Consider the following 21173-nt stretch of genomic DNA (forward strand, 5'->3'; position numbering starts at 1 on the left):
AATAAACACAACAGGACAAACACAGAGGGTAAGACAATGAGTGAGGCCACAACGTCAGTCAATAAAAGCCCCGGTCGCATTTTTTACTGGGTAGAACGCATCGGGAATAAAATCCCCAATCCTTTTTTACTGTTCGTCTATTTAATCGTTGTTTTAATGCTGGCCACGGCGCTGTTCTCCTGGCTGGACGTAGCGGTGAAGAACCCGGCCACCGGCGAACTGATCAAGGTGAATAACCTGATGAGCGTAGCGGGCATGCAGTGGATTTTCCCGAACATCATCCATAACTTCAGCAGCTTTGCGCCGCTGGGGGCCATTCTGGCACTGGTCATCGGTGCTGGGCTGGCAGAGAAAGTCGGGCTGTTACAGGCGCTGATGTATAAAATGGCCTCACGCGTTAGCGCACGCTATGCCAGTTACATGGTGCTGTTTATCGCCTTCTTCAGCCACATTTCATCGGATGCCGCGCTGGTGGTGATGCCGCCGCTCGGCGCACTGATGTTCCTTGCCGTGGGCCGCCATCCCATTGCCGGGCTATTGGCCGCTATCGCCGGGGTCGCTTCCGGCTTTACCGCCAACCTGCTGATCGTCACCACCGACGTGCTGCTGTCCGGTATCAGTACCGAGGCCACCAAAGCGGTAGACGCCGCCGTTCATGTCAGCGTGATCGACAACTGGTACTTTATGGCCACCTCGGTGATCGTGCTGACCATCGCCGGCGCACTGCTGACCGATAAGTTTATTGAGCCCAGATTGCCGGAATGGCGCGGCAGCGCGGAAGATAAAATTGAAGCGCTAACCCCGCTGCAAAACCGTGGGCTGATGATGAGCGGCATCGCCGCACTGGTGTTTATCGCGATTATCGCCGCGCTGGTGGTACCGGAAGCCGCCCCGCTGCGCGATCCCAAAACCGGTTCGGTGATCCCCTCGCCGTTCATCAAAGGCATTGTACCGATCATTATCCTGTTCTTTTTCACCGTCGGCATTACCTATGGCGTGGTGACCAAACAGATCCGACGCCCAGACGATATTCCCCACCACCTGATAGAGCCGATGAAGAGCATGGCCGGCTTTATCGTGATGGTGTTTCCGCTGTCGCAGTTCGTGGCGTTCTTTAACTGGAGCAACATGGGCAAGTTTATGGCCATCGGCCTGACCGACATGCTGGAAGCCGCCGGCATGAGCGGCGCACCGGCGTTCCTCGGCCTGATGTTCCTCTCCGCCTTCCTGTGCATGTTTATCGCCAGCGGTTCGGCCATCTGGTCGATTCTGGCACCGATTTTTGTGCCGATGTTTATGCTGCTCGGCTTCCACCCGGCGTTCGCGCAGATGATCTTCCGCATTGCCGACTCCTCGGTGCTGCCGCTGGCACCGATGTCGCCGTTCCTGCCGCTGTTCCTCGGTTTCCTGCAGCGTTACCGCAAAGACGCCCAGCTCGGCACCTATTACGTGCTGATCCTGCCGTATCCGCTGGTGTTCTTTGCCGTGTGGATTTTACTGTTGCTGGCGTGGTACGCACTCGGCCTGCCGATCGGGCCGGGGGTCTATCCGAAGATGGGGTAAAGATTACCGGCCTCTCGATATCGGGAGGCCGGAAGCATGCAACTATCAGAAACGATAGCCAATGCCGATATTGAAACCGTTGATGGAGCGATTTTTACCACCGGCATCCAGTTTGGAGCCTTCATAACCGATATCTACCGCCAAATTTTCCATTGGGTTAACCTGGAAACCAACGCCGTACATAAAGGAGGTTTTCTTCTGGTTACCGCTCTCTTCACCCATATATTCGTAAGTGTTGTATGCGTAATTGCTCCAGGATGACTTGTAATCCACCTTGTTATAATTCAAACCCAGCAGCCCGTAAACGCTGACAAATTGATTAAAACGGTATGCCGGACCAACGGACAGTGAGTAATATTTAACTTCGGCATGATTATTAACTTTGTCGCGATAGACATTGTAAGACTCGTCCTTGTCACCGCTCATATAGGTAAATGAGCTGATAACGCTGATTGGCGAATCCCACTCGTAACGGTACTTAACGTTCACGCCATTGATATTCTTGAAGTCCTGCACCTTGCTCTGTGCATAACCGGCAGTGATGGTACTTTGCCCGGCATGGGCAGCCATGCCGAAGCCCAGAGTGGAAAGAACCAAAGTGGAGATGATTAACTTTTTCATGCAATCTTCCTTAATCGTAAGTGGAACAACATTGGTAAAAAAAATAACTATCCATGTCGTATTGGCGGCATAAATCATTAATTTTTCATAATCAAACCCAATTGACACACAAAATGACAGCGTAGCAAATCCAGCTTCATAATTAATTAGTTGTACCAGTAACTTGCGATCCGCTTCACGTCAATAGTAAAATCGGCCACCCAGCAAGCCGATTTTATAATCGCACTTTTTATCTTCATCTACCTAAAACGTTGGAACAGGGGTTGCAACTGCTCAAGCCAGCAACTATTACCCCCAAAAGTTATCAGGGGGAGAAATAGAATTAACATCATTCATCATACTTATAGTTTATCTTGAAATCACCTTCAGATGAAATACTGAAATATATATTTGTTATATTTTTATTATGTTGTTTAACAAGATTATCTCTTAAACAAATAGCTGCTTTTGTAGCGGAAACAGAAATAGGTAAGCTTGGTATGTTCAACGCAGGATAACGCTGGCCCCGGTATACACGCCAACCTTGACTACTGCTCATTTGGTCGAACAGTTCAATATCAACCCCAGCGACATCCCAAGGCTCAGTACCGACAAATGCCAGCACCTCGTTAGCTATAAAGCTGTAGGCTTCTTCTATAGTCATCGTCTATCTCACTGTATAAATGTGTATGTTTTAGGCACACCATCTATGATGGCCGTCACCCTAAATGCATCGGGACGAACTCCTCCACCGTCCGGATATCCTACATCGAGTGTCCGCATTTCTTCGCGTGTGACAGCACCAGCACTCAGGGGGCTAAGCACTGCAATACCGATGTTCATCGGTAGCAAAACAGTCTTGCAAAGTCGTTTCATTTTTTCTTTTTTATCTCTTCTATCTTAGCAAACACCCAAACCCCAATGCCTAATGAAACGCCAGCACCTGCTCCAGCTTTGCAAGCAAAAATAAACGTATCTAACCGATACTCAAAAACTCCATTACGAACGAAGAAAATTATTGGCGCGATAAAACTAGCTAAAATAGCTATGCCTATTATCAATAATGCACACGAAAAAAAATAAATATAAAAACATTGAGAAACCTACACGTTTATTTTTCATTTTTCATCCTCAGCTTTCATCCCAGCTTCAATTCCTGCCCCTACAACTGTCCCAGCCACACCGCCACCCACAACCCCAGATGCTTCAGCAGTAATGGGGGATATACCTTTAGATATAATTTTTCGGTTATTTTTTCACCACTTTTACTTTGTCGAAGATCGGGCTTAACGTCTGATTGGCGTGCTCCACGTCGCGGCTCAGGTCGTTGACGTCCTGCGTTTGTTTGTCCTTAATCCTTGAACGGCTGCCGTGGCTGCCTGCATCGCACGTTGAACCTTACCGCCCGTACCATAGCCCGACTCGCTGAACGCCTGGTTATAGGCCGTCTGGTAAATCTGCGCGTTGATATCTTTGTCGGTGATGACCTTGCCCGGTTTCTCTTTCGCCAGCTTATCCGCTGCTGCCTGGCGATCGGCATCGGTAACGTTATTCATTTTCTCGTTGGCGGCTTTGGTTGCGGCGATCGCCCCCTCGGTCCGCGCAATATCCATCGCCTGATTGCCGATCTCGCCGATCAGCTGCGCCTGCTGTAGCCGTTTTTGCTCTTTCTCTTTGTCGAAGATCGGGCTTAACGTCTGATTGGCGTGCTCCACGTCGCGGCTCAGGTCGTTGACGTCCTGCGTTTGTTTGTCCTGATCGCGGATGATGATGGTGCCGTCGCTCACCGCCGCTGGTCTGACAGAATTTCATTTCAGCAGACCATGCATCTATCTGCTTACTGCTCAGATAGTTATTCTCGACAACCGCAAGAAGGTGGCCCTGTGGCTAAAGGATTTTCCGGGCCCGCGGAACGATATCGGCTATGGGCCGGTGTTCAAGCGCCGTGACGGATGGTGCTGGTAACGGCTGATAAAAGGATCCCGGCTCGGTAGCCGGGATTATTTCAAGTCCATAGCTCTCCACCATCAGGTGTTAGCCAAACGACCCCAACAGGTGCCTTAACTAAAAACCACATTCCATATTCATCTAAATCATCATCCTCATCTTCATATGGGTAAGCAGGCCAGGCCTCTTGCAACATTTTTATTTGTTGCTCAACAGGAGCAGTCAAAAACACGCCATTCGCAGCTAGTTTAATTCTCCTATCATTCAATAAATTACCCAAAACAACAAAAAATATTTTTTTCCTGAAAGAGTAGTTATCAGGCAACTCAGAACATTCAACACTGATATGTTGCCATATAGCCCCCAAAGACAATCCATAAGAACTTTCGGCAACAGATTTATATATCTCATTGATATTTTTAATCATTTAAATTTAATCTCCACCCTTCTTCCACCATTTATAGATGGAGTCATTAAATCTATGGTCCATTTAGCACCAGTTTGTTGTGCTGACGTTGAAAAGTCTCTCAATGTCAAAGTGCTACCAGCAGAAGGTCCTTCTGTGACTTTTAACGAATATACCGTACCTTTACCAGGAACCACCTTAGCTGATTGCATATTCTCTGACCTCGAAAGTTGCTTAAAGTAAGTCATAACATCAGCGTCAGTAGCTCCTTTAAATACAGGAGCACCTAAACTTAACGGTGGAGCTGCAACCATTGTTTTCCCATTAATATTTAACTGGAAGTCCTTCGGATGTACTGCCGGATTATTAAACTGAGTGGCAAGGCCATCAAATTTTCTTTCACTGCTTGCTGCTGTAATATCGCCCCAGATGGTTTTCCACTTAAATCAGAACTATTTTTCGCATTTTGCCCGATTCTTTCTAATGCTTCTTTTTCAGCTGATAATTTTCCAGCATTCATAGCTGTCGACTCAGCCTTACCCGCAACCTTAGCTGCAAACTTCTCCGTCAGTACCACTCCGCCCTTGGCCAGCCCAGCACCACCGGCAGCCAAAGATGCAATATCAGTCAGTAGTTTACCACCCTCGCCCCCTGCATTGAATGAGCCGCTGGCTCCCGCCTTTTGATACTCAGTAGTCAGCTTATCTATTCTGTCGATATAAGATTGTTTTACTGCGCCGCTAACATTACTTAATACACCATCACCGTCGAATAAGGCAGAGATTGAGTTCCATGTGTCCACTGGGCTTAAGCCCATTTTCACAATGCCTTCTACCGTTTCGTACAGTGAAGCAGGCACGCCCGCGACAATTCCCGCAGCAAAGCTGCCATCCTGGCCCGCATCTATTGCAGTCCATTTCGCCTGAGTACCCGCTTCGCATACCGCGAAAGGGTTTCAGGCTTAAAAATACTAACCCCGGCTAAAGCCGGGGGAATTAGATCAACTTATACTTTGCATTTGTTTATAAAAAAACTCGCCAAAATCATTTGCTAATGGCTTAAATGCGAGCTGATGATCATTCACTCCAGGAGACCATAGCTTAACAGGAGCTTCTGAGCCTGATTGAGCACAATCCAAGACCACATAATCCCCATCTCCCGTAGCACTGACAATTATATAATTATCTGGTAAATTAGAGTTATTTCGTTCTTGGATCGTTATCCAAACAGCATCAGGAACACTTGAGTTAAAAAAATCAGATTTAATTAGCCCATAAAACTCTTGACCCGCGATATCCCCACATCCTAAATTCTCTAAAAAGAATCGATATGTTATAGGAAAGCTTAAGCCAAGTACCTTCTCAGCAGATTTAATGAGCGCATCATCTTTAGGCCCATCAAAGTCTGCCTCGTCAATCTTACCATTAATAATATCAATGGCATTTTTCATATCGTTCAAGCTCATATCATCTACCTTTTAAAAGCCTGAGCACGTTCTTTCCAGTAATTAGAACGCCATTTGTCAAACTCAGTCCGATTAATGCCAGAAGGAATACTGTTATCATTGATATGGATAACCCCATGATTCTCTTTATGGAAAGCTTGAGTTACCTCCGCTATAGGGCCATCTTGACGTTGCAACATATGATGTAAATTCACAGAGTTTCCATTTGCATCAAGTGGTGCCAACCCTTTTTCCATCCTTTGAATATTGCTTCGCCCCCTGGCATCTACAGCATTAGGATCAAACAAATCATTCCGCTGATAGACCTTGTTACCATTAAATTGTATTGGTTCAGCAGACCAATACTTCCTTTCTTGGCCGAAGTACTTGGCGCTGCTTACTTCATCACTGGCCTTATTGAGTAACTTCGATGCGTCAGCAACATCACCTTTTGCCAGCGCTTTCTCTGCCGCCTTGATGAACTTACCGGCACCATCGCCCAGTACAGGAACCAACCCTACTGTCGCGGCCAGGTAATCCAGTGCGCTCTGCGCTTCCGCAAAGCTCTTGATATCCCCCACCACAGGTACAAAGTCTATACCAAAACCGGCGGCGCCTTTCAGCATTTCATCTCTGTTAGCGTGCAACTTGGCCGAACAAGCATCTGGACTCAACCCAGCACAGGTTTTCTGCTGGTAGGCCTCTACTGCCGCTTTAAGCTCATCCTGCGCTCTTTGGTATTTTTCTTCCTGCGTTATTCCAGAGAATTTATTCTCTACGATATCGCTAATCGCATTGTTCTCCACCACCGTCTTACCGGTCTGCGCACCCGCGATTGCATCAGCACTGCTATCACCAATCAAGCCACCAGCCAGGCCCGCTGCCAATGTCGCCAATGCCGAAACCGTCTGCTTCTCTGTTTCATTCAGTTCACTTACCGGCTTGCCGTAGGAATCGCTCGCTATCATGCCGATAAGTTCCCCCGTCGCAGCGCCACCCGCGCCAACCAAGGCATTGTTGCCCTGCGCTGCTGCCAACGCACCATTAACCGCTGCGTGCGCCAGGACTCGTGCTGCCGGATCTTCGATACTGTCGGCTATGACTTTAGTAATATAAGGTGCGGCACCATTAGCCAGTGCGCCCGTCAAATCACCACCAGACAATCCTTGAACGGCTGCCGTGGCCGCCTGCATCGCACGTTGAACCTTACCGCCCGTACCATAGCCCGACTCGCTGAACGCCTGGTTATACGCCGTCTGGTAAATCTGTTCGTTGATATCCTTATCGGTGATGACCTTGCCAGGTTTCTCTTTCGCCAGCTTATCCGCTGCTGCCTGGCGATCGGCATCGGTAACGTTATTCATTTTCTCGTTGGCGGCTTTGGTTGCGGCGATCGCCCCCTCGGTCCGCGCTATGTCCATCGCCTGATTGCCGATCTCGCCGATCAGCTGCGCCTGCTGTAGCCGTTTTTGCTCTTTCTCTTTGTCGAAGATCGGGCTTAACGTCTGGTTGGCGTGCTCCACGTCGCGGCTCAGGTCGTTGACGTCCTGCGTTTGTTTGTCCTGATCGCGGATGATGATGGTGCCGTCGCTTACCGCAGCAAAGGTGGTTGAGCTGTCGTGTCCGCTGTTGTTGGCGCCCACCAGCAGGCCGTTGGCCATGTTGCCGGCGAACTGGCTGCCAATGCTGCCGCCGGAGCTGATGCCTACGCTCTGGTGCTCCACGTCGAAATCGGCCTGATTGTGAATGTCCTTAAAGCCCAGCGTGCCGGTATCGAGCGTGTTTTTGTCGGCGGTGGCGGTGCTGCCGATCACTGCGCCGTTAAGCTGGGTATGTTCGCCCACCGTCAGGTCAAAGCCGCCCTTGCCGGCGAAAATGCCCGTCTGCTCCTGCACGCTGTCGTAATTGCTGTGCATCTTGTCTTTGCTCAGGCTGATGCTGCCCGAACCGGTCATCGAACCGAAGGTGAAGCTGCCGCCAGCGCTGGCATTCTGCTGTTTGGAATCGTAACGATCGCTGTCCTGCTGGCTTTCCAGCAGCAGATTGCGGCCAACGTCGGCCTTGACCGATTCGCCGGTGACCTGTGCGCCGATCAGGTTGGTATCGCGCCCGCTGGTAATGTTGACCTGATTACCGGCGTTAACCGTGGTTTCGGTGTGGCTGGTGCCGTTGCCCTTCTCGTTACCCTTGCCCTTGTTGACGCTGGCGGAAACGCTCAGCCCAATACCGCCGGAGCCAACACCGATACCCACGCCCAGCGTGCCGCCCTGGCTCTCGTTTTTACCGTCCAGATACTGGGTGTTTTTGGCGGAAAGCAGGTTCACGTCGCGGTTGGCATTCAGGGTGACGTCCTTGCCCGCCTGCAACTGGCTGCCCTGCACCAGGATGTCGCCGTCCTGGCCCTTCACGCCGTTGCCGCTGGCGGTAATGCTCAGGTTATTGCCCGCCGTCAGGCTGCTGCCCTGCGCGGTGCTCTGCCCGCTGTTTTGAGTAGAGGTGGAAGACTGGGTACCGTAGGAAATGCTGATCCCCACCATGTTGTTATTGGCCGGATCGGCGCCCTGCGCCTGCGCCAAACGCGCCGCCTGCACCGCCTGTACGCCGCTCAGCGCCGCCTTGGTACCCTGCAATGCCGCCAGGCGACTGTCGTCTGTGGATTTCGCCTGCTGCGAGGTTTCTACCGCAGTGTTCAGCGCACTGCCGACCGTGCCGGACAGTGCCAGTGTCAGACCGGATTTCTTCTGTTCAACCTTGTGAGTCTGGCTGTTCTGATCCTGCGCCTGCGTGACCGACACATTCTTGCCGCTCAGCGCCATGTCCTTGCCGGCCACCAGCTCGGACCCGGTCACCGCCAGGTTATTACCGGCCCCCAGGGTGACGTTGCCGTTTACGCTGCCGACGGTGCTGCCCTGATTGGTCAGCCCCTGCGCGGTATCCGTGGTTTTCAGGCTTTCGGTGCCGTAGCTGATGCCGATACCCCCGCTGCTCATCAGGCCGGATTTTTTCTCCTGCTTGAGGTGCAGTTCGCTGTTGCTTTCGGTCGCGCCGGTGATGCTAAGATCGTTCCCTGCCAGTAGTTTCACGTCCTGAGTCCCGGCCACGCTGCTGCCCTGAACGCGTAAATCATTGCCCGCCAATACATTAATACTGTCGCCGCTCAGGGTAGTGCCCTGTACGGTCTGGCGATCCAGAGTGTCGCGGGTGGTGGTCGTGGTTTTCGACATCAGGCCGTTACCGCCGGTCACCTTGTGTCGCTCGTCCAGATCGAGAGTGTTCTCGCCGCTGAGAATATTGATGTCATGGCCGGCATTGAGGTTCAGCGCATCGCCGGCCGAAACCGTTGCCGCATGGGCAGTAATATCGTTCCCGGCATTGAGGGTCACGGCCCCTTTGCCCACCACTTCGCTGCCGACCTGCTGGCTGTTGCCCTGTTTCAGGCTGTTGTCGCCATTCCAGATCAGGTTGTCGCGGCTGGCCGTAGTCACCGTATTCAGGGTGAGATCGCGGCCGGCACTCAGCAGGGTTTGGCCATTCTCACCGCTGTTAACCACCTGCGCCGCATCCAACTTGATGTCGCGACCGGCCTGCAGCATCAGCTTGCCGTCGGCTCCCTGCACGTACATGCCTGCCACGCTGTCGATGTTGGTGCGTTCGAAGCTGTTGGCACTGTTAACGCTCTGCGCCGTACGGGTAGTGCTGATGGCGTTGATATCACGCCCGGCGCTGGCCAGCAGCGAGTTGTTGCCCTGGATCACCCCACCGATATTGTTAATGTCGGTACGGGCAGTCAGGCCAACGTCGGCCCCCTGAATCTGGCCCGCCACGTTGGTGATGTTGGCGGCGCTCAGTTTCACCACTTCACGCCCGGCGATATGGCCGCTGTTGAACAGGCCTTCGCCCAGATTGAGATTGACGTTACGCCCGGCAATCAGCGCACCGGAGCCGTCCAGATCGCCCGGTTGCATGCGGGCATACACTTGCGGTACCAGGACGTTTTGCTGGCTGCCGTCCGGCAAGGTGACTTTGGCGTTCACCAGCCAAACGATATCTTGGGTCAACAACCCCATCTGCTCAGCCGTCAGCGCCACGCCCACCTTCAGGTTATATTGCTGGCTGAAGGCCAGCCCCTGATCCATCAGCGCCTTAAACTGCTCTTCGTCGTTGTTGAAACCGTCCAGATAGCGCTGGCCGGTCAGATTGATCACCTGTTCGCGGATCAGCCGCTGCTCGTAGTAACCGTCACCCAGGCGCTTCAACACGTTATCCGGATTATTGGTCACTTTACCCATCATATAATCCGAGCCCAGCCAGGCTTTCTGGTTGGTGAAGCGCGGATCGGTCTCCACCAGATACTGGCCGCCCGGCGCCGGATTGGTCTTGAACAGGCTGTTGTCCGGCAAACGGGTGTCTGGCCCGACAATGCGCACCACGCTGTCCGCCGCGTCGCCCTGCTGGTTATTGACCTTGTTGGCGACTTCGAACTGCTGACCCGGCTGCAACGCTACGGCCTGGATCACCGGCAGAGCGCCGCTGCCAATGGTCTGCAGGCCGGCGGAAATATCACTGCCGCTGACCACCGCATTGACCCCACCGGCAGCGCCGATAGTGGCATTGGTGCCCTGCTGCGTCAGTGGGGCAATGGCGATTGGGTTACCTGCCACCTGCCCGTGGTCAATCAGTTGGCTCGGCTTCAGCGAAATGGTCTGAATGGTGGTCGGTGGCGTATAGGCCGTGGCATTGTGCCCCTGCTTATCTTTGCCCTTCTTCTTGATGCGGTAGTAACTGGTCACTTCGCCGACGTCGGTGGTCAGGCGCTGGCCCGGCACCGCCACGTTATCCACGCTGCCGGCATTAATCGCCAGCGTGCCGCCCGCGATCACCTGGCTCTTGTCGTTCAGCAGATGCCCGGCGTTGATCGCCATATCGCCACCCGCGATGATTTTGGCCGGATCGCTTTCCTTGACCTGGGTTTCCTGCACAGTGCGGTTGTAGTCGTATTGCGTAAATCTGTCGTTGTTATGCCCAGTTTTCCCTGGGGTATTCAGGTTCAACAGCGAGTCTGATGAATTGCGGTCAACGAAAACGCCCGGTTCTCCGGCCATCCAGCGTACCGGGTCACCCGATTGCTGATACTCGGTAATTTTTCCGTTGGAAACGGTGACCAGTTCGGTAGTAAAGCGGTCGTTGACGTTGTTGATCTGTCCGGCCGAAATAGCCATATTGCCCGCAGATTCAAGGGTCGAACTGTGATTGTTGAGGGTGCCGGCCTGGCCAGTGGCCAGGTGGTTGGCGTCAAGCTGGCCACCAATCGCCATGTCCCCGCCGCTGTAGATCAACCCATGATCGTAGTTATTCAGCGTTTGGGTGCCGATATCCACCCGTTCGCGCCCGGCCAGCGTGGCAGCGGTGCCGTTTTCCGCCAGGTTGTTAAAGGTGACGGTTTGCACGCCAATAGCATCGCCATAAATACGGCCGGTGCCAATGTTGGTCAGCGTATTGGCCTGGATCAACGTATGTTTGCCGTCAATCAGACCAGAGTTGGTCAAGGTACCGTTGACCGTCAGCCAATCCTGCCCGGCGTTTATCTCGCCGCTGGCGGCATTGAACAGATTATTGGCGCGCAGATCGAGCTTGGCACCCGCCAGCAGTTTGCCGCTGTTGGTCACATCGCCCGGCGTAGTGAAGTTGAAATTACCGTTGGCAATCATCTCACCGCTGTTATTGATGCCCTGTGCGCTGACCAGGTTCATATCGCCCAGCGACAGCAATTGCCCGTCGCCGCCGACCGCTGCTGCGTTGATGTCCAGCAGCTTGCCCGCTTTAACGATACCGCCGGTGTTCAGCAGGTTAAGCGCCGCGCCCTGCAACTGCAGGTTTTCGCTGGCGGCCAGTTGGCCTGCGCTGTTATCCAACTGACCGCCGTTGGTGATAGTCAGCTGTTGGTTAGCCAGAATGCTGCCGCCACGGTTGCTCAACGAGCCGGTGTTCAACGCCACGGCTTGGCCTTCCAGCCCTTTATTTTCCGCCTTGGTGTCGTCGTTGATGAACTGCAGGGCATTGAGCGTCACGGTGGCGCCGCTGCGGATCAGCCCCAGGGCGTTGTCGATAACCCCCTGCGCGCTGTCCAGCAACAGGTTGCCGACCGCCTGAATTTGTCCGTTGCGGTTATCCAGACCGGCGCTGGCGAGTTGAACCGCCTGTTCGCCAACAATCCGCCCGCCGTTACTGTTGTCCAATTTCAGCGCCGCCAGGGCAAAGTCACCTTTGGCCCCCAGCGTTCCGCCCTGATTATTGACGTCGCCACTGCTGAGCTGCAGTTTACCCAGGCTGTGCAGGGTACCGTTCTGGTTATCCAGCCGCTGGCCGTGAGTATCAACAAACATATCCGCGCCCGACTGCACCAATCCACCCTGGTTATTCAGGCCGCCTGCGCCGGTGGTATTCAGCACCAATGCCTGCTGTGCCACCAGTTTGCCGCCACCGTTCAGCAACGCTTCGGCATCGAGCTGCAAGCCCTTGCCGGCAATCACCACGCCCTGGCCGTTATCGAACACGCCGGTAGTGAGGTTCATCGCACCCTGGCTGGTGATGCCGCCCTTGTCGCCGCTGTTGGCGTTGGTCAGCCGCTCAACGGTCAGATCTAACCCCTCACCACTCTGGATCAGGCCACCGTCGTTGTTATTGAGGCTATTGCCGTGCAGCTCCAGCGCCGTCTGTGCCGCCAACTGGCCGCCCTGATTCTCCAGCAGGCCGAAGTTAATCTTCGCCACATCGGCGCTGACCAGCGTGCCCTGATTGTTCACCAAATGCGCGCTGTCCAGCTGCAGTTTTTTGCCTGCGCCAATCACCCCAAGATTGCTGTTATCCAGCAATTCTTTGGCATCCAGCGTCATATCCTGACCGGACTTGATCGCCCCGCCCTGGTTTTTGATCACCCTGGCGGTGGCCGACAGCTGCTTCTCTGAAGCCAGCGTGCCGCGGCGATTATCCAGTTGCTCGCCATGCAGCTGCAGGTCACCCGCACTGGCGATAAAACCGGCCTGGTTATCCACGGCACCGCTGGCGATCGTCAGTTTGCCCAGGCTGCTGATACCGCCATTCTTGCCGCTATCACGGTTGCTCAACGCCTGACCGTGGGTATCGATGCGCGCATCGCCGCCCGCCTGCAACAGTCCACCGTCGTTGGTCAGTGCCAGGCTGTCGATATTCAGCTTCTGCTTGCCGACCAGAGTGCCCTGGCTGTTATCAAGCTGGGCGGTGAACAGATCGGTCGTCCCGGCACCCACCAGCATCCCCTGGCTGTTGTCCAGCGCGCCGCTGTGGATCGTCAACATCCCCTGGCTGAGGATGCCGCCGGTTTCACCGCTCAGGCGGTTGCTCAACGCCGCGCCCTGGGTGTCGATATTCAAATTGCCGGCGGCTTGCAGCAGGCCAGCGTCATTGTTCAGCACACCGCTGCTCAGGCCCAGATCTCCGCTGGCGGCGATAACGCCCTGTTGGTTGTTCAGCGCCCCTTTGCCCAGCGCCAGCGAAAGCGCGCCGCCCACGACCTGCCCGGCCTGATTCTCCAGCCCGGTACCGGTCAGTTGCAGAGCCTGTTTGGCTTCAATACGGCCGCCGCGGTTATCCAGCGCCTGTCGCGCCGTGACCTCAGCATTGCCCGTCGCGGCGGAAACCAGCCCCTTGCGGTTATCCAGCTTGTCCGCCCGCAGCTGAGTATGGCCGCTGGCCGCCAGTTGCCCCTGTCGGTTATCGATAGCGCCGCTGACCTGTGCCTTCAGGCTGCCGTCCTGCGCAGCAATCACTTTGCCGCTTTGGTTGTTCAACCGCGCGGCGTTAAGCGCGACGTTGCCGTTTGCCGCCAGTTGGCCGCCCTGGTTATCAATCTCCTCGCGGGTAGTGAGGCGCATCTCACCCTTGCCGCTCTGCACCAGTTGGCCGCTGCGGTTAGACAGGCTACCGGCATCCAACGCGATCTGCTGTGCCGAAGTGGTGCCGCCGTCCAATACGTAGTCGCCGCCCTGCATGCTGAGCTGGCCGTTGGACAGCAGCTTGCCACCATCGCCCTGCAAGCGACCGGTATTCACCGCCAGCGCACCTTTACCGGCATGGACGATTTGCCCGCCCTGGTTGTCGATCAGACCCGCTTCCAACGTCAAGTCATTGCCGTTGCTGGCAATACGGCCGCCGGCGTTATCCAGTTTGCCCTGTGGGTTCAACCGGAAGTTGTCTTCGCCAAGCTGGGTGATCTCCCCCTTGCGGTTGGATAAGTCATGCGCATTAAGCGCCAGTTTATTCGCCGCCAGCTTGCCACCGTCATTATTGAACCGCTTGCCGCTGCTGGCGGTGAGCTGTTGCGCGGCTTCAACCTGCGCATTGGCCGTGGACAAATCGCCGGCCCCGGCTTCCAATGTGACCTGAGTAGCCGCGGTACGGCTGCCGCTGATGTCCACGCCCTGCCCATTGGCACGCAGGTTGCCTGCCGCCAGATTTTGGCCCTGCGCAGTCAGTTTGCCGCTGGTGGTTAGCGCCAGTTCGCCGCTGCCGCCAAGCCGACCATCCTGTTGCACACCGGCCGCCAGCGTACTGCCTTTGCCGCTGTTCAGGTTGGCTGCCTGGATACGCACATTATTGCGGGCCGCAATAGAACCGCTGTTTTGTACCTCACCGTCGCTGCTGACATCGGCATGGCCCGCCGCGAACAGCGAACCGCTGTTGCTGACGCCGCCCTTCGAGGCCAGTTGCGTATCAGCGCCGCTGCTGATTTTGCCGCTGTTTTCAATACGGCCATCGGCAGTGACTATCACGCTGCCGGCCTGCGCACCGATGTTACCGGCGTTACGTACCCCAACGCCGGTTTCGGTACCGATCATGCGGATCTTACCGGCGTACATACCGCCCAGCTTAGCCACGTCCACCGCAAGTTGTGGACGGGTGGCCGGCTCGTCGCTTTGTTTGTCGATCTGTTGATGCGCAGCATCCACCTTGTTGCGACCGGTGGTGACTTTGAGATCGTTCGCCCACAGTCCGGCATTAATCTTCGTCGAACGTGCAATGATCTCGGTGTAATCCTGGCGCGAACTGTCCATACCGGCGCCTTCAACCACCACTTCACCGCGTTCGACGTTAAAGCCGGTCAGGTTACCGTTGTTCATCTGCGCCTGCCCGGTGGTCAGGGTGGCGCGGTTGGCGTTGATAAAGCCGCAACCGTTACAGGTAATGCCTGACGGGTTGGCGATCACCACCTGAGCACGCTGCCCGGCAACCTCGATATAACCATTCAAACGGCTGGGATCGCGGGAGTTGACCTCGTTGAGGATCACCTTGGCTTCGCCTTTCGCTAGCCACGGGTTACCGTCGACCCAGCCGCCCTGCTGGGTTTGAGTCATTTTGTGGGAGTTGTTGAGGATCGCACCCTGTTTGTCGACGTCAAACTGGCTGTAGGTATTGCGAGAAACCCCACCGGCGCTTGGCGTCTGGATATTGACCTGTGGCGTACCGTTAGCGCTGTTGACGATGGTCGGCTGCTGGCCGCCCGGCGCATTGCCGTCAGCAATAATCGCCGCCTGCACCGGTTGGATAGCCCCCAGCGCCATCAGCAGGCTAAAGCTGACGGCGTTCATCTTGCCTATGCACTGGCTCAGGGTATGCCCCAAACCAGACGAACGGGCTGACCCGGCACGGCCGGAGCGGGCGATATCCGCCACCACCATCAGCATGCCACGCGCTTTGTTGAAAACGATACGATACAGGTTCTTGTTCATGGCAATGTCCTTATTGGATTTCTGATGGCTCGACGGCTAACGGGTGGCTCGCCCACCATTGCTGCGCCTGTTGATGGCTAACCTGCGCGCCTTTAAAGTTCACCACGCGCTTTCCGCGCTGCTCTCCGCGGTGATACAGCGCCCGCATGCACAGGTGCGGGAAGATTTCCCGGGCGATCAGATTGCGCATTTCTCGCGTGTGCCCAAAGGGCGCTATCCAGTCGCAGAACCACAGACGATCGCCACTGTTCCAATCACTTTCCAGCATATTCACCGCAGGCTGCGTCAAATACCGCGCCTCGGCCTCTTGATTCATCCAGGCCCAACTGAGGAAAAACACCGGCTGATTCTGGTGCGACGCCAGCACATATTGCTGTCGCTTGATGATCGGCAGCAGCAGGGTCGGCAGGGTGTGCAGCGGGGCGTCGCGGTGCATCGGTGAATGCATCCACAGCCATACCGCCGCACCAAAGGCTTCTGCCTCACTGTCTTCGCCGCCGAGGATCAACGGCGCCCTGATATCGTATTCGCCTATGCGCATGGTCGTGCCCTCAGTAGTTCCAGCTCAGGTTAAAGCCCAGGGTGACCGGGCTGGTGCTGAACCCCTCGGGTTTGGAGAACGGCACGCCGGCGAACAGATCGTAACCGACCTTGAAGGCGTAGCCGCGCAGCCCCACCACGCCACCGGCCAGGTGCTGCCCAACCAGATAGTCGGAACCGTAACCGCCCACTTCGCCGTAGTCGGCGCCGAGGTACAACTCTTGCCCCTGCAACGGTGTGCGCCAGGCCAGATCGTTACGGACGAACCAGCCGTGATTGGCGTTCAGGGTGCGTTCGCCATCAAAGCCGCGCACCGTCCAACGGTTGCCGATAGCGAACTGATCCTGCGGCGTCAGCGGCGTATCGCTGATCTGACGCTGGTATTGCACGTTGTAGCGGAAATTCTGGCTGAACAGACTGAATGGCACGTCGAGCTGGGCGTTAAGCTGCACAATTTTGCTGAGCGCCGTGGCCTCGCCAAAGGTCTCTTCCGGCGCAGGCAATGCGCCGAACCAACGGGTACCGCGCTGATAACTGACACCCGCGTCCAGCGTAGCTTGTTGAATGTAGTGGCGGTGCTGCAGCCCCAGGCGCCAGCCCGAGGTGCGTCGGCGCTGCACTTCCACTTCGGTATCGTTGATGTAGTTACTGGACTCGCGCGCCAGCACGTCATAGGTCAGCGTAGTTTTCTGGCTGCCGTTGCGGTGCAGCACCCGGCTGAGTTGGAAATCCAGATTCTTGCTTTTGCCGCTGTAGCGGTAATCCTGATTCTGACCGGCAATGGTCTGGTGGTAGTCATAGCTGTTGGCGGTAACCCCGGCCATCCAGTAACCGAACGGGACCGAATAGTGCCCGGTGATGTTCTTCGATCCCTTGCCGCCCTGGTTTTGCAGATCGGTAGAGCCGGAGATATAGAACAGATCGCTGAGCGAAAACGGGTTATCCAGCGACAGCGTTAAACCACCCTGATAGCGCCCGGTACTCTTGGTGCCGGAATCATCCAGCGAGGCGCCAATACGCCACATGCGTTCCTGCTTCCAGCTCAGGGCGATGTCACTTTCGCCGGGCTGTTCGCCGGGGATGATTTCCATATTGGCCTGCACCGTCGGCAGGCGCTGCAGGTTCTCCAGCCCCTGTTCGATATCGCGCAGGTCCAGCAGGTTGCCCGCATGGGCCGGGAAGCTGCTGTAAGGCTGAATGTAATGGCCGCTGTCAGGCGTCAGTTTCACCTGCCGCACGTAACCCGGCACCACCACCAGCCGCAGCTTGCCGCTTTTCAGATCCTGCGTCGGCGCCAGCACGCGCGTAGTGATGTAGCCGTGATCCACCAGCCGGTTTTGCAGGGTACTCATCAACAGGTTAATGCCCTGCCCGCCCAGGCAGCGCCCCTGCGCCTGATTAGCGATGCGCTGTAACGGCAGCCAATGAGGGAGTTTGTCCTGGCCGCTCAATTCGACCTGATCGATAGGGAAGCAGGGTTTTTCCTGCGGGAAAGCAATACGTCCAAAACTGGATGAAGGTGGCGACAAGCGCACATCCGGCGTCGGAGGGGTCAGCTGTTGCTCCAGCGCCTTTTGCCGCTGCTGCTGTATGATCAGCTGTTCGCTGTTTGATGTTGCCGCCAGCAACGGTTGGCTGAATATAAATAGCGGCAAGACAACGGAGCCAAATGGAATACAGCCCTTGCGCACAGCAAGGCCGAGCGAAGAGTAAGCGGAGTGGCGCATTACTTTTTCCCTGTCGAAAGACAAATAAAAGATAAGAATTGTAAATAAACGCAAACATTATGCGCACGAATAGCTCACGATCAACTTAATTTTGCTCGGTAATGGGCGCTGGGTAACAAAATGCTTAATAAGAAGGATCTGCAATGCTAATGCCGGCGCTGTTAAGCTAAGCCAAAAATAACAACTAACAAATTGTTTTTAATCACTATATTTATAAATCCATTTTAATCGACATTCATATTCATGAATAATTGCATCTAAACAATGCAATTATTCATCACCGAGTCATTAACGCTAAACAGGTTACAACCTTTAAGAAATTTCCTATTTCAAATACGATTAACCACTTTATTAGCTCCCACCAGAAATCAAATTCGCGATTAATTGCCATGCTGTTTTTTAATTATATTTGTCAATGCGTTACTTATTCACAATCGATATAACTTATTCCGCCATCAAGTCATAGCCACCTCGCAGTCTGCTGCCTTTCGCCTGGTGCGACAGATTCTTTCGTTGCAATGCTAAACCGGTTCTTCTATTTTAGCTCGCCATCTGACACGGGTGAAAACAGAGGTTGAACATGGTTAATCGCGTATGGGTTCTGGGTGATGCAGTCGTCGACCTGGTGCCTGAAAACTCAAACAGTTACCTTAAGTGTCCCGGTGGTGCGCCTGCCAATGTGGCGGTTGGCATTGCCCGCCTGGGCGGCGACAGCGCCTTTATCGGCCGGGTTGGCCAAGACAGTTTCGGCACCTTCTTGCAACAGGTACTGAGCGAAGAACAGGTGGATATTGGCCATATGTTCCAGGACCCCGATCACCACACCTCCACCGTGGTGGTGGACCTTGATTTGTCGGGCGAGCGCTCCTTCACTTTCATGGTCAATCCCAGTGCCGACCTGTTCCTGCAGCCTGAAGATCTGCCTGAATTCAACGCCGATGAATGGCTGCACGTCTGCTCTATTGCCTTGTCGCAGGAGCCCAGCCGCAGCACCACGTTTGCCGCCATGGAGAACATCAAGGCGGCCGGCGGCTGGGTCAGCTTTGACCCGAACATTCGTGAAGAGGTCTGGCGTCAACCGGATGCGCTGCGCACCTGTTTGCAAAAGGCCCTGCTGCTGGCAGACGTGGTGAAAATCTCGCTGGAAGAGCTGAGTTTTATCAGCAATATCGGTGAGTTGGATAGTGCCATTGACTGGATGATGCAACGCTACCCGCTGCGTTTATTGCTGGTGACGCTGGGCGGCAACGGCGTATGCGTACACGACGGCAAGCAGATCCGGCATTTCCGTGCCCCCACAATCACCCCTGTCGATACTACCGGTGCAGGCGACGCTTTTGTTGCCGGCCTGCTGGCGGCGCTGGCGCAGATCGGCGCTTTGCCGCAGGAGGAACAATGGCCGGCGGTGATCGCTCAGGCTCAGGCCTGCGGCGCATTGGCGACTACCGCCAAAGGTGCGATGACCGCGCTGCCGCATGCCGACGAGCTCCGGGCCTTCCTTCGCCGCTGAGCCGCCCACAGTAAACCCGGCCCCGACAGACCCGAGATTAAGCAAACAATATCGGGGCCACATTCGCCCTTGCCAGTTCAGGCACAATTTGCGGAGTCGATCACAATAGCTGAATCGGGTTAGCAAACTTGATTGCCAGCCGCACAGCAACTCACTATCTTTCATCCTGAAAAACCGGTTTAGCAATTTAGCAAAAAATAATAACAACCTTCCCGGATGATAGAAAATCATGAAAAAACTTAGCTATCTGGCCATCACTACAGGGCTTCTCATCTCTACCTCTACCTCTGCCGCTGCGGCAGGCGCCAACGACAGCATCGAAGCGCGTCTCAATGCGTTGGAACAGCGGCTGCAGCAGGCCGAACAACGGGCGAGCCAGGCAGAAACGCGCGCCACGGCGGCGGAGCGCAAGGCTCAGCAGTTGGAGCAGCGTACCGCCAACACCGAGCGGCAAACCGTACAAGTGGCGCAGCGTACCGCGACGCTGGAAACCCAGGCCGCACCTGCCAGCAACCTGAAGCTCACCGGCTTAACCGATCTCAAGCTATACGGCGACGTCGAATTCAACCTGGACGGCGCCAGCCGCAGCGGCCAGTTGACGTCGTTGAAAGGCAGCGACAACAAGGACTGGAAGCCCGGTAACAAAGAAAAGTGGGATATCAACGGTCGCATACTGGTCGGCGTGGACGGTTATCGCCGCAACCCGGATGGCAACTTTTCTGGTTTCAGCGTGCAACCGCTGGCAGACATGACCGGCAAAATGAACCTCGACGATGCCGCCTTCTTCTTCGGTAACGAAAAGAACTGGCAAACCAAGATTGGTCGCTTTGAAGCCTATGACATGTTCCCGCTCAATCAGGACACTTTCATCCAGTATTCCGGCAATACCGCCAACGATTTGTATGCTGATGGCTTCGGTTATATCTACATGATGAAAGAAGGACGCGGTCGTAGCAGCAGCGGCGGTAACCTGATGCTGAGCAAGTACGCCGGCGACTTCTACTTCGAGCTGAATACGCTGGTCGAAGACGGTACTTCGCTGTTTCAGGACGACGCCTATCACGGCAACAGCCTGGATAACAAAAAGAATGTCGCCTACCTGCGGCCGGTGATCGCCTGGAAAAAAGATCGGCTCAGCGCGGCGGTGGCGATGGAAAGCAACGTGGTCAACAACGCCTATGGCTACCATGACGGTCAGGGACAATTCGTCGACCAATCCAAGCGCAACGGCTATGGCATGACCCTCAGTTGGAACAACACTGCCACTCATCCGGACAACGGCGTGGTCGCCAACCTGAGCACTGCCTATCTTGACGCCTCCGGCGAGCAGGACTTTACCGCCGGGGTCAACGTGCTGTGGCGCCGCTTTGAAGTGGGTTATATCTATGCTCACAACAACATCAAAGAGTTTAACACTGCCGGAATGACGGCCGATATCAGCAACCCGCTCAGCGAACCGGGCAAGTATGACATCCACACAATCCATACTTCGTATCAGATACCTAACATCATGAATATGAAGAATTTCAATTTGTACCTCGGCGCCTACGTTTCGATGCTGGAGGCCAATGCCGAGAACAAGATAGCCAACGCCAATAACGATCAGCGCTATGGCGTACGTGCCAGATTCAAGTACTTCTTCTGACGCGGATGAACTGATTTCCGCCGCGAA

Annotated in this window: 12 protein-coding genes and 1 pseudogene; 3 read left to right on the forward strand and 10 right to left on the reverse strand. The window is 54.9% G+C overall.

The window, feature by feature from the left end; genetic code table 11:
• The first annotated feature begins 36 nt into the window (after positions 1-36).
• Positions 37-1563: a p-aminobenzoyl-glutamate transporter gene (gene abgT, locus AAZT04_RS17630; protein WP_129941486.1), complete on the forward strand. Its 1527-nt coding sequence runs from the start codon at positions 37-39 to the stop codon at positions 1561-1563.
• A 45-nt stretch (positions 1564-1608) separates the two neighbouring features.
• Here the strand turns inward: abgT and AAZT04_RS17635 are convergent, their stop codons facing one another.
• The 10 genes and pseudogenes from AAZT04_RS17635 to AAZT04_RS17680 form a co-directional block, all read right to left on the reverse strand.
• Complete coding sequence (locus tag AAZT04_RS17635) at positions 1609-2184, reverse strand: Ail/Lom family outer membrane beta-barrel protein (RefSeq protein ID WP_020828635.1); 576 nt, start codon at positions 2182-2184, stop codon at positions 1609-1611.
• Positions 2185-2512: 328 nt separating this feature from the next.
• Positions 2513-2827 (reverse strand): hypothetical protein, encoded by a 315-nt coding sequence (locus AAZT04_RS17640; protein ID WP_116691740.1) that lies wholly within the window; start codon positions 2825-2827, stop codon positions 2513-2515.
• 688 nt (positions 2828-3515) lie between these two features.
• Positions 3516-3971 (reverse strand): annotated as a pseudogene (locus AAZT04_RS17645) (VENN motif pre-toxin domain-containing protein); the annotation flags it as partial.
• A 197-nt stretch (positions 3972-4168) separates the two neighbouring features.
• Positions 4169-4537, reverse strand: a complete 369-nt coding sequence (locus AAZT04_RS17650; RefSeq protein WP_115060495.1) for a DUF596 domain-containing protein — start codon at positions 4535-4537, stop codon at positions 4169-4171.
• Positions 4534-4830: a hypothetical protein gene (locus AAZT04_RS17655; protein ID WP_128865732.1), complete on the reverse strand. Its 297-nt coding sequence runs from the start codon at positions 4828-4830 to the stop codon at positions 4534-4536. The genes AAZT04_RS17650 and AAZT04_RS17655 overlap by 4 nt, the downstream gene beginning before the upstream one ends.
• Before the next feature lie 17 nt (positions 4831-4847).
• Positions 4848-5375: a hypothetical protein gene (locus tag AAZT04_RS17660; RefSeq protein WP_261158757.1), complete on the reverse strand. Its 528-nt coding sequence runs from the start codon at positions 5373-5375 to the stop codon at positions 4848-4850.
• A 141-nt stretch (positions 5376-5516) separates the two neighbouring features.
• On the reverse strand, positions 5517-5981 hold the full coding sequence (locus AAZT04_RS17665; protein ID WP_020828634.1) for an SMI1/KNR4 family protein: 465 nt from the start codon (positions 5979-5981) through the stop codon (positions 5517-5519).
• 5 nt (positions 5982-5986) lie between these two features.
• On the reverse strand, positions 5987-15724 hold the full coding sequence (locus AAZT04_RS17670) for a hemagglutinin repeat-containing protein (protein ID WP_434681153.1): 9738 nt from the start codon (positions 15722-15724) through the stop codon (positions 5987-5989).
• A gap of 10 nt (positions 15725-15734) precedes the next feature.
• Positions 15735-16265, reverse strand: a complete 531-nt coding sequence (locus AAZT04_RS17675) for a toxin-activating lysine-acyltransferase (RefSeq protein ID WP_020828639.1) — start codon at positions 16263-16265, stop codon at positions 15735-15737.
• A gap of 10 nt (positions 16266-16275) precedes the next feature.
• Complete coding sequence (locus tag AAZT04_RS17680; protein WP_046372625.1) at positions 16276-17991, reverse strand: ShlB/FhaC/HecB family hemolysin secretion/activation protein; 1716 nt, start codon at positions 17989-17991, stop codon at positions 16276-16278.
• Positions 17992-18571: 580 nt separating this feature from the next.
• Between AAZT04_RS17680 and AAZT04_RS17685 the strand changes: the two genes are divergently transcribed.
• Positions 18572-19501: an aminoimidazole riboside kinase gene (locus tag AAZT04_RS17685; RefSeq protein ID WP_434681156.1), complete on the forward strand. Its 930-nt coding sequence runs from the start codon at positions 18572-18574 to the stop codon at positions 19499-19501.
• A gap of 229 nt (positions 19502-19730) precedes the next feature.
• Positions 19731-21146 carry a carbohydrate porin gene (locus tag AAZT04_RS17690; RefSeq protein ID WP_434681158.1) on the forward strand — a complete coding sequence of 472 codons (1416 nt, stop codon included), beginning with the start codon at positions 19731-19733 and terminating at the stop codon, positions 21144-21146.
• Positions 21147-21173 lie beyond the last annotated feature (27 nt).

It is taken from the genome of Serratia sp. Je.1.23.a, assembly GCF_051129805.1.
In the GTDB taxonomy this organism is placed as follows: Bacteria; Pseudomonadota; Gammaproteobacteria; order Enterobacterales; family Enterobacteriaceae; genus Serratia; species Serratia liquefaciens.

Excerpts from the sequence above, each read along its gene's own strand:
- abgT (WP_129941486.1), top strand. The coding sequence starts at position 37 with ATGAGTGAGGCCACAACGTCAGTCAATAAAAGCCCCGGTCGCATTTTT.
- AAZT04_RS17635 (WP_020828635.1), bottom strand. The coding sequence starts at position 2,184 with ATGAAAAAGTTAATCATCTCCACTTTGGTTCTTTCCACTCTGGGCTTC.
- AAZT04_RS17640 (WP_116691740.1), bottom strand. The coding sequence starts at position 2,827 with ATGACTATAGAAGAAGCCTACAGCTTTATAGCTAACGAGGTGCTGGCA.
- AAZT04_RS17650 (WP_115060495.1), bottom strand. The coding sequence starts at position 4,537 with ATGATTAAAAATATCAATGAGATATATAAATCTGTTGCCGAAAGTTCT.
- AAZT04_RS17655 (WP_128865732.1), bottom strand. The coding sequence starts at position 4,830 with ATGGTTGCAGCTCCACCGTTAAGTTTAGGTGCTCCTGTATTTAAAGGA.
- AAZT04_RS17665 (WP_020828634.1), bottom strand. The coding sequence starts at position 5,981 with ATGAGCTTGAACGATATGAAAAATGCCATTGATATTATTAATGGTAAG.
- AAZT04_RS17670 (WP_434681153.1), bottom strand. The coding sequence starts at position 15,724 with ATGAACAAGAACCTGTATCGTATCGTTTTCAACAAAGCGCGTGGCATG.
- AAZT04_RS17675 (WP_020828639.1), bottom strand. The coding sequence starts at position 16,265 with ATGCGCATAGGCGAATACGATATCAGGGCGCCGTTGATCCTCGGCGGC.
- AAZT04_RS17680 (WP_046372625.1), bottom strand. The coding sequence starts at position 17,991 with ATGCGCCACTCCGCTTACTCTTCGCTCGGCCTTGCTGTGCGCAAGGGC.
- AAZT04_RS17685 (WP_434681156.1), top strand. The coding sequence starts at position 18,572 with ATGGTTAATCGCGTATGGGTTCTGGGTGATGCAGTCGTCGACCTGGTG.
- AAZT04_RS17690 (WP_434681158.1), top strand. The coding sequence starts at position 19,731 with ATGAAAAAACTTAGCTATCTGGCCATCACTACAGGGCTTCTCATCTCT.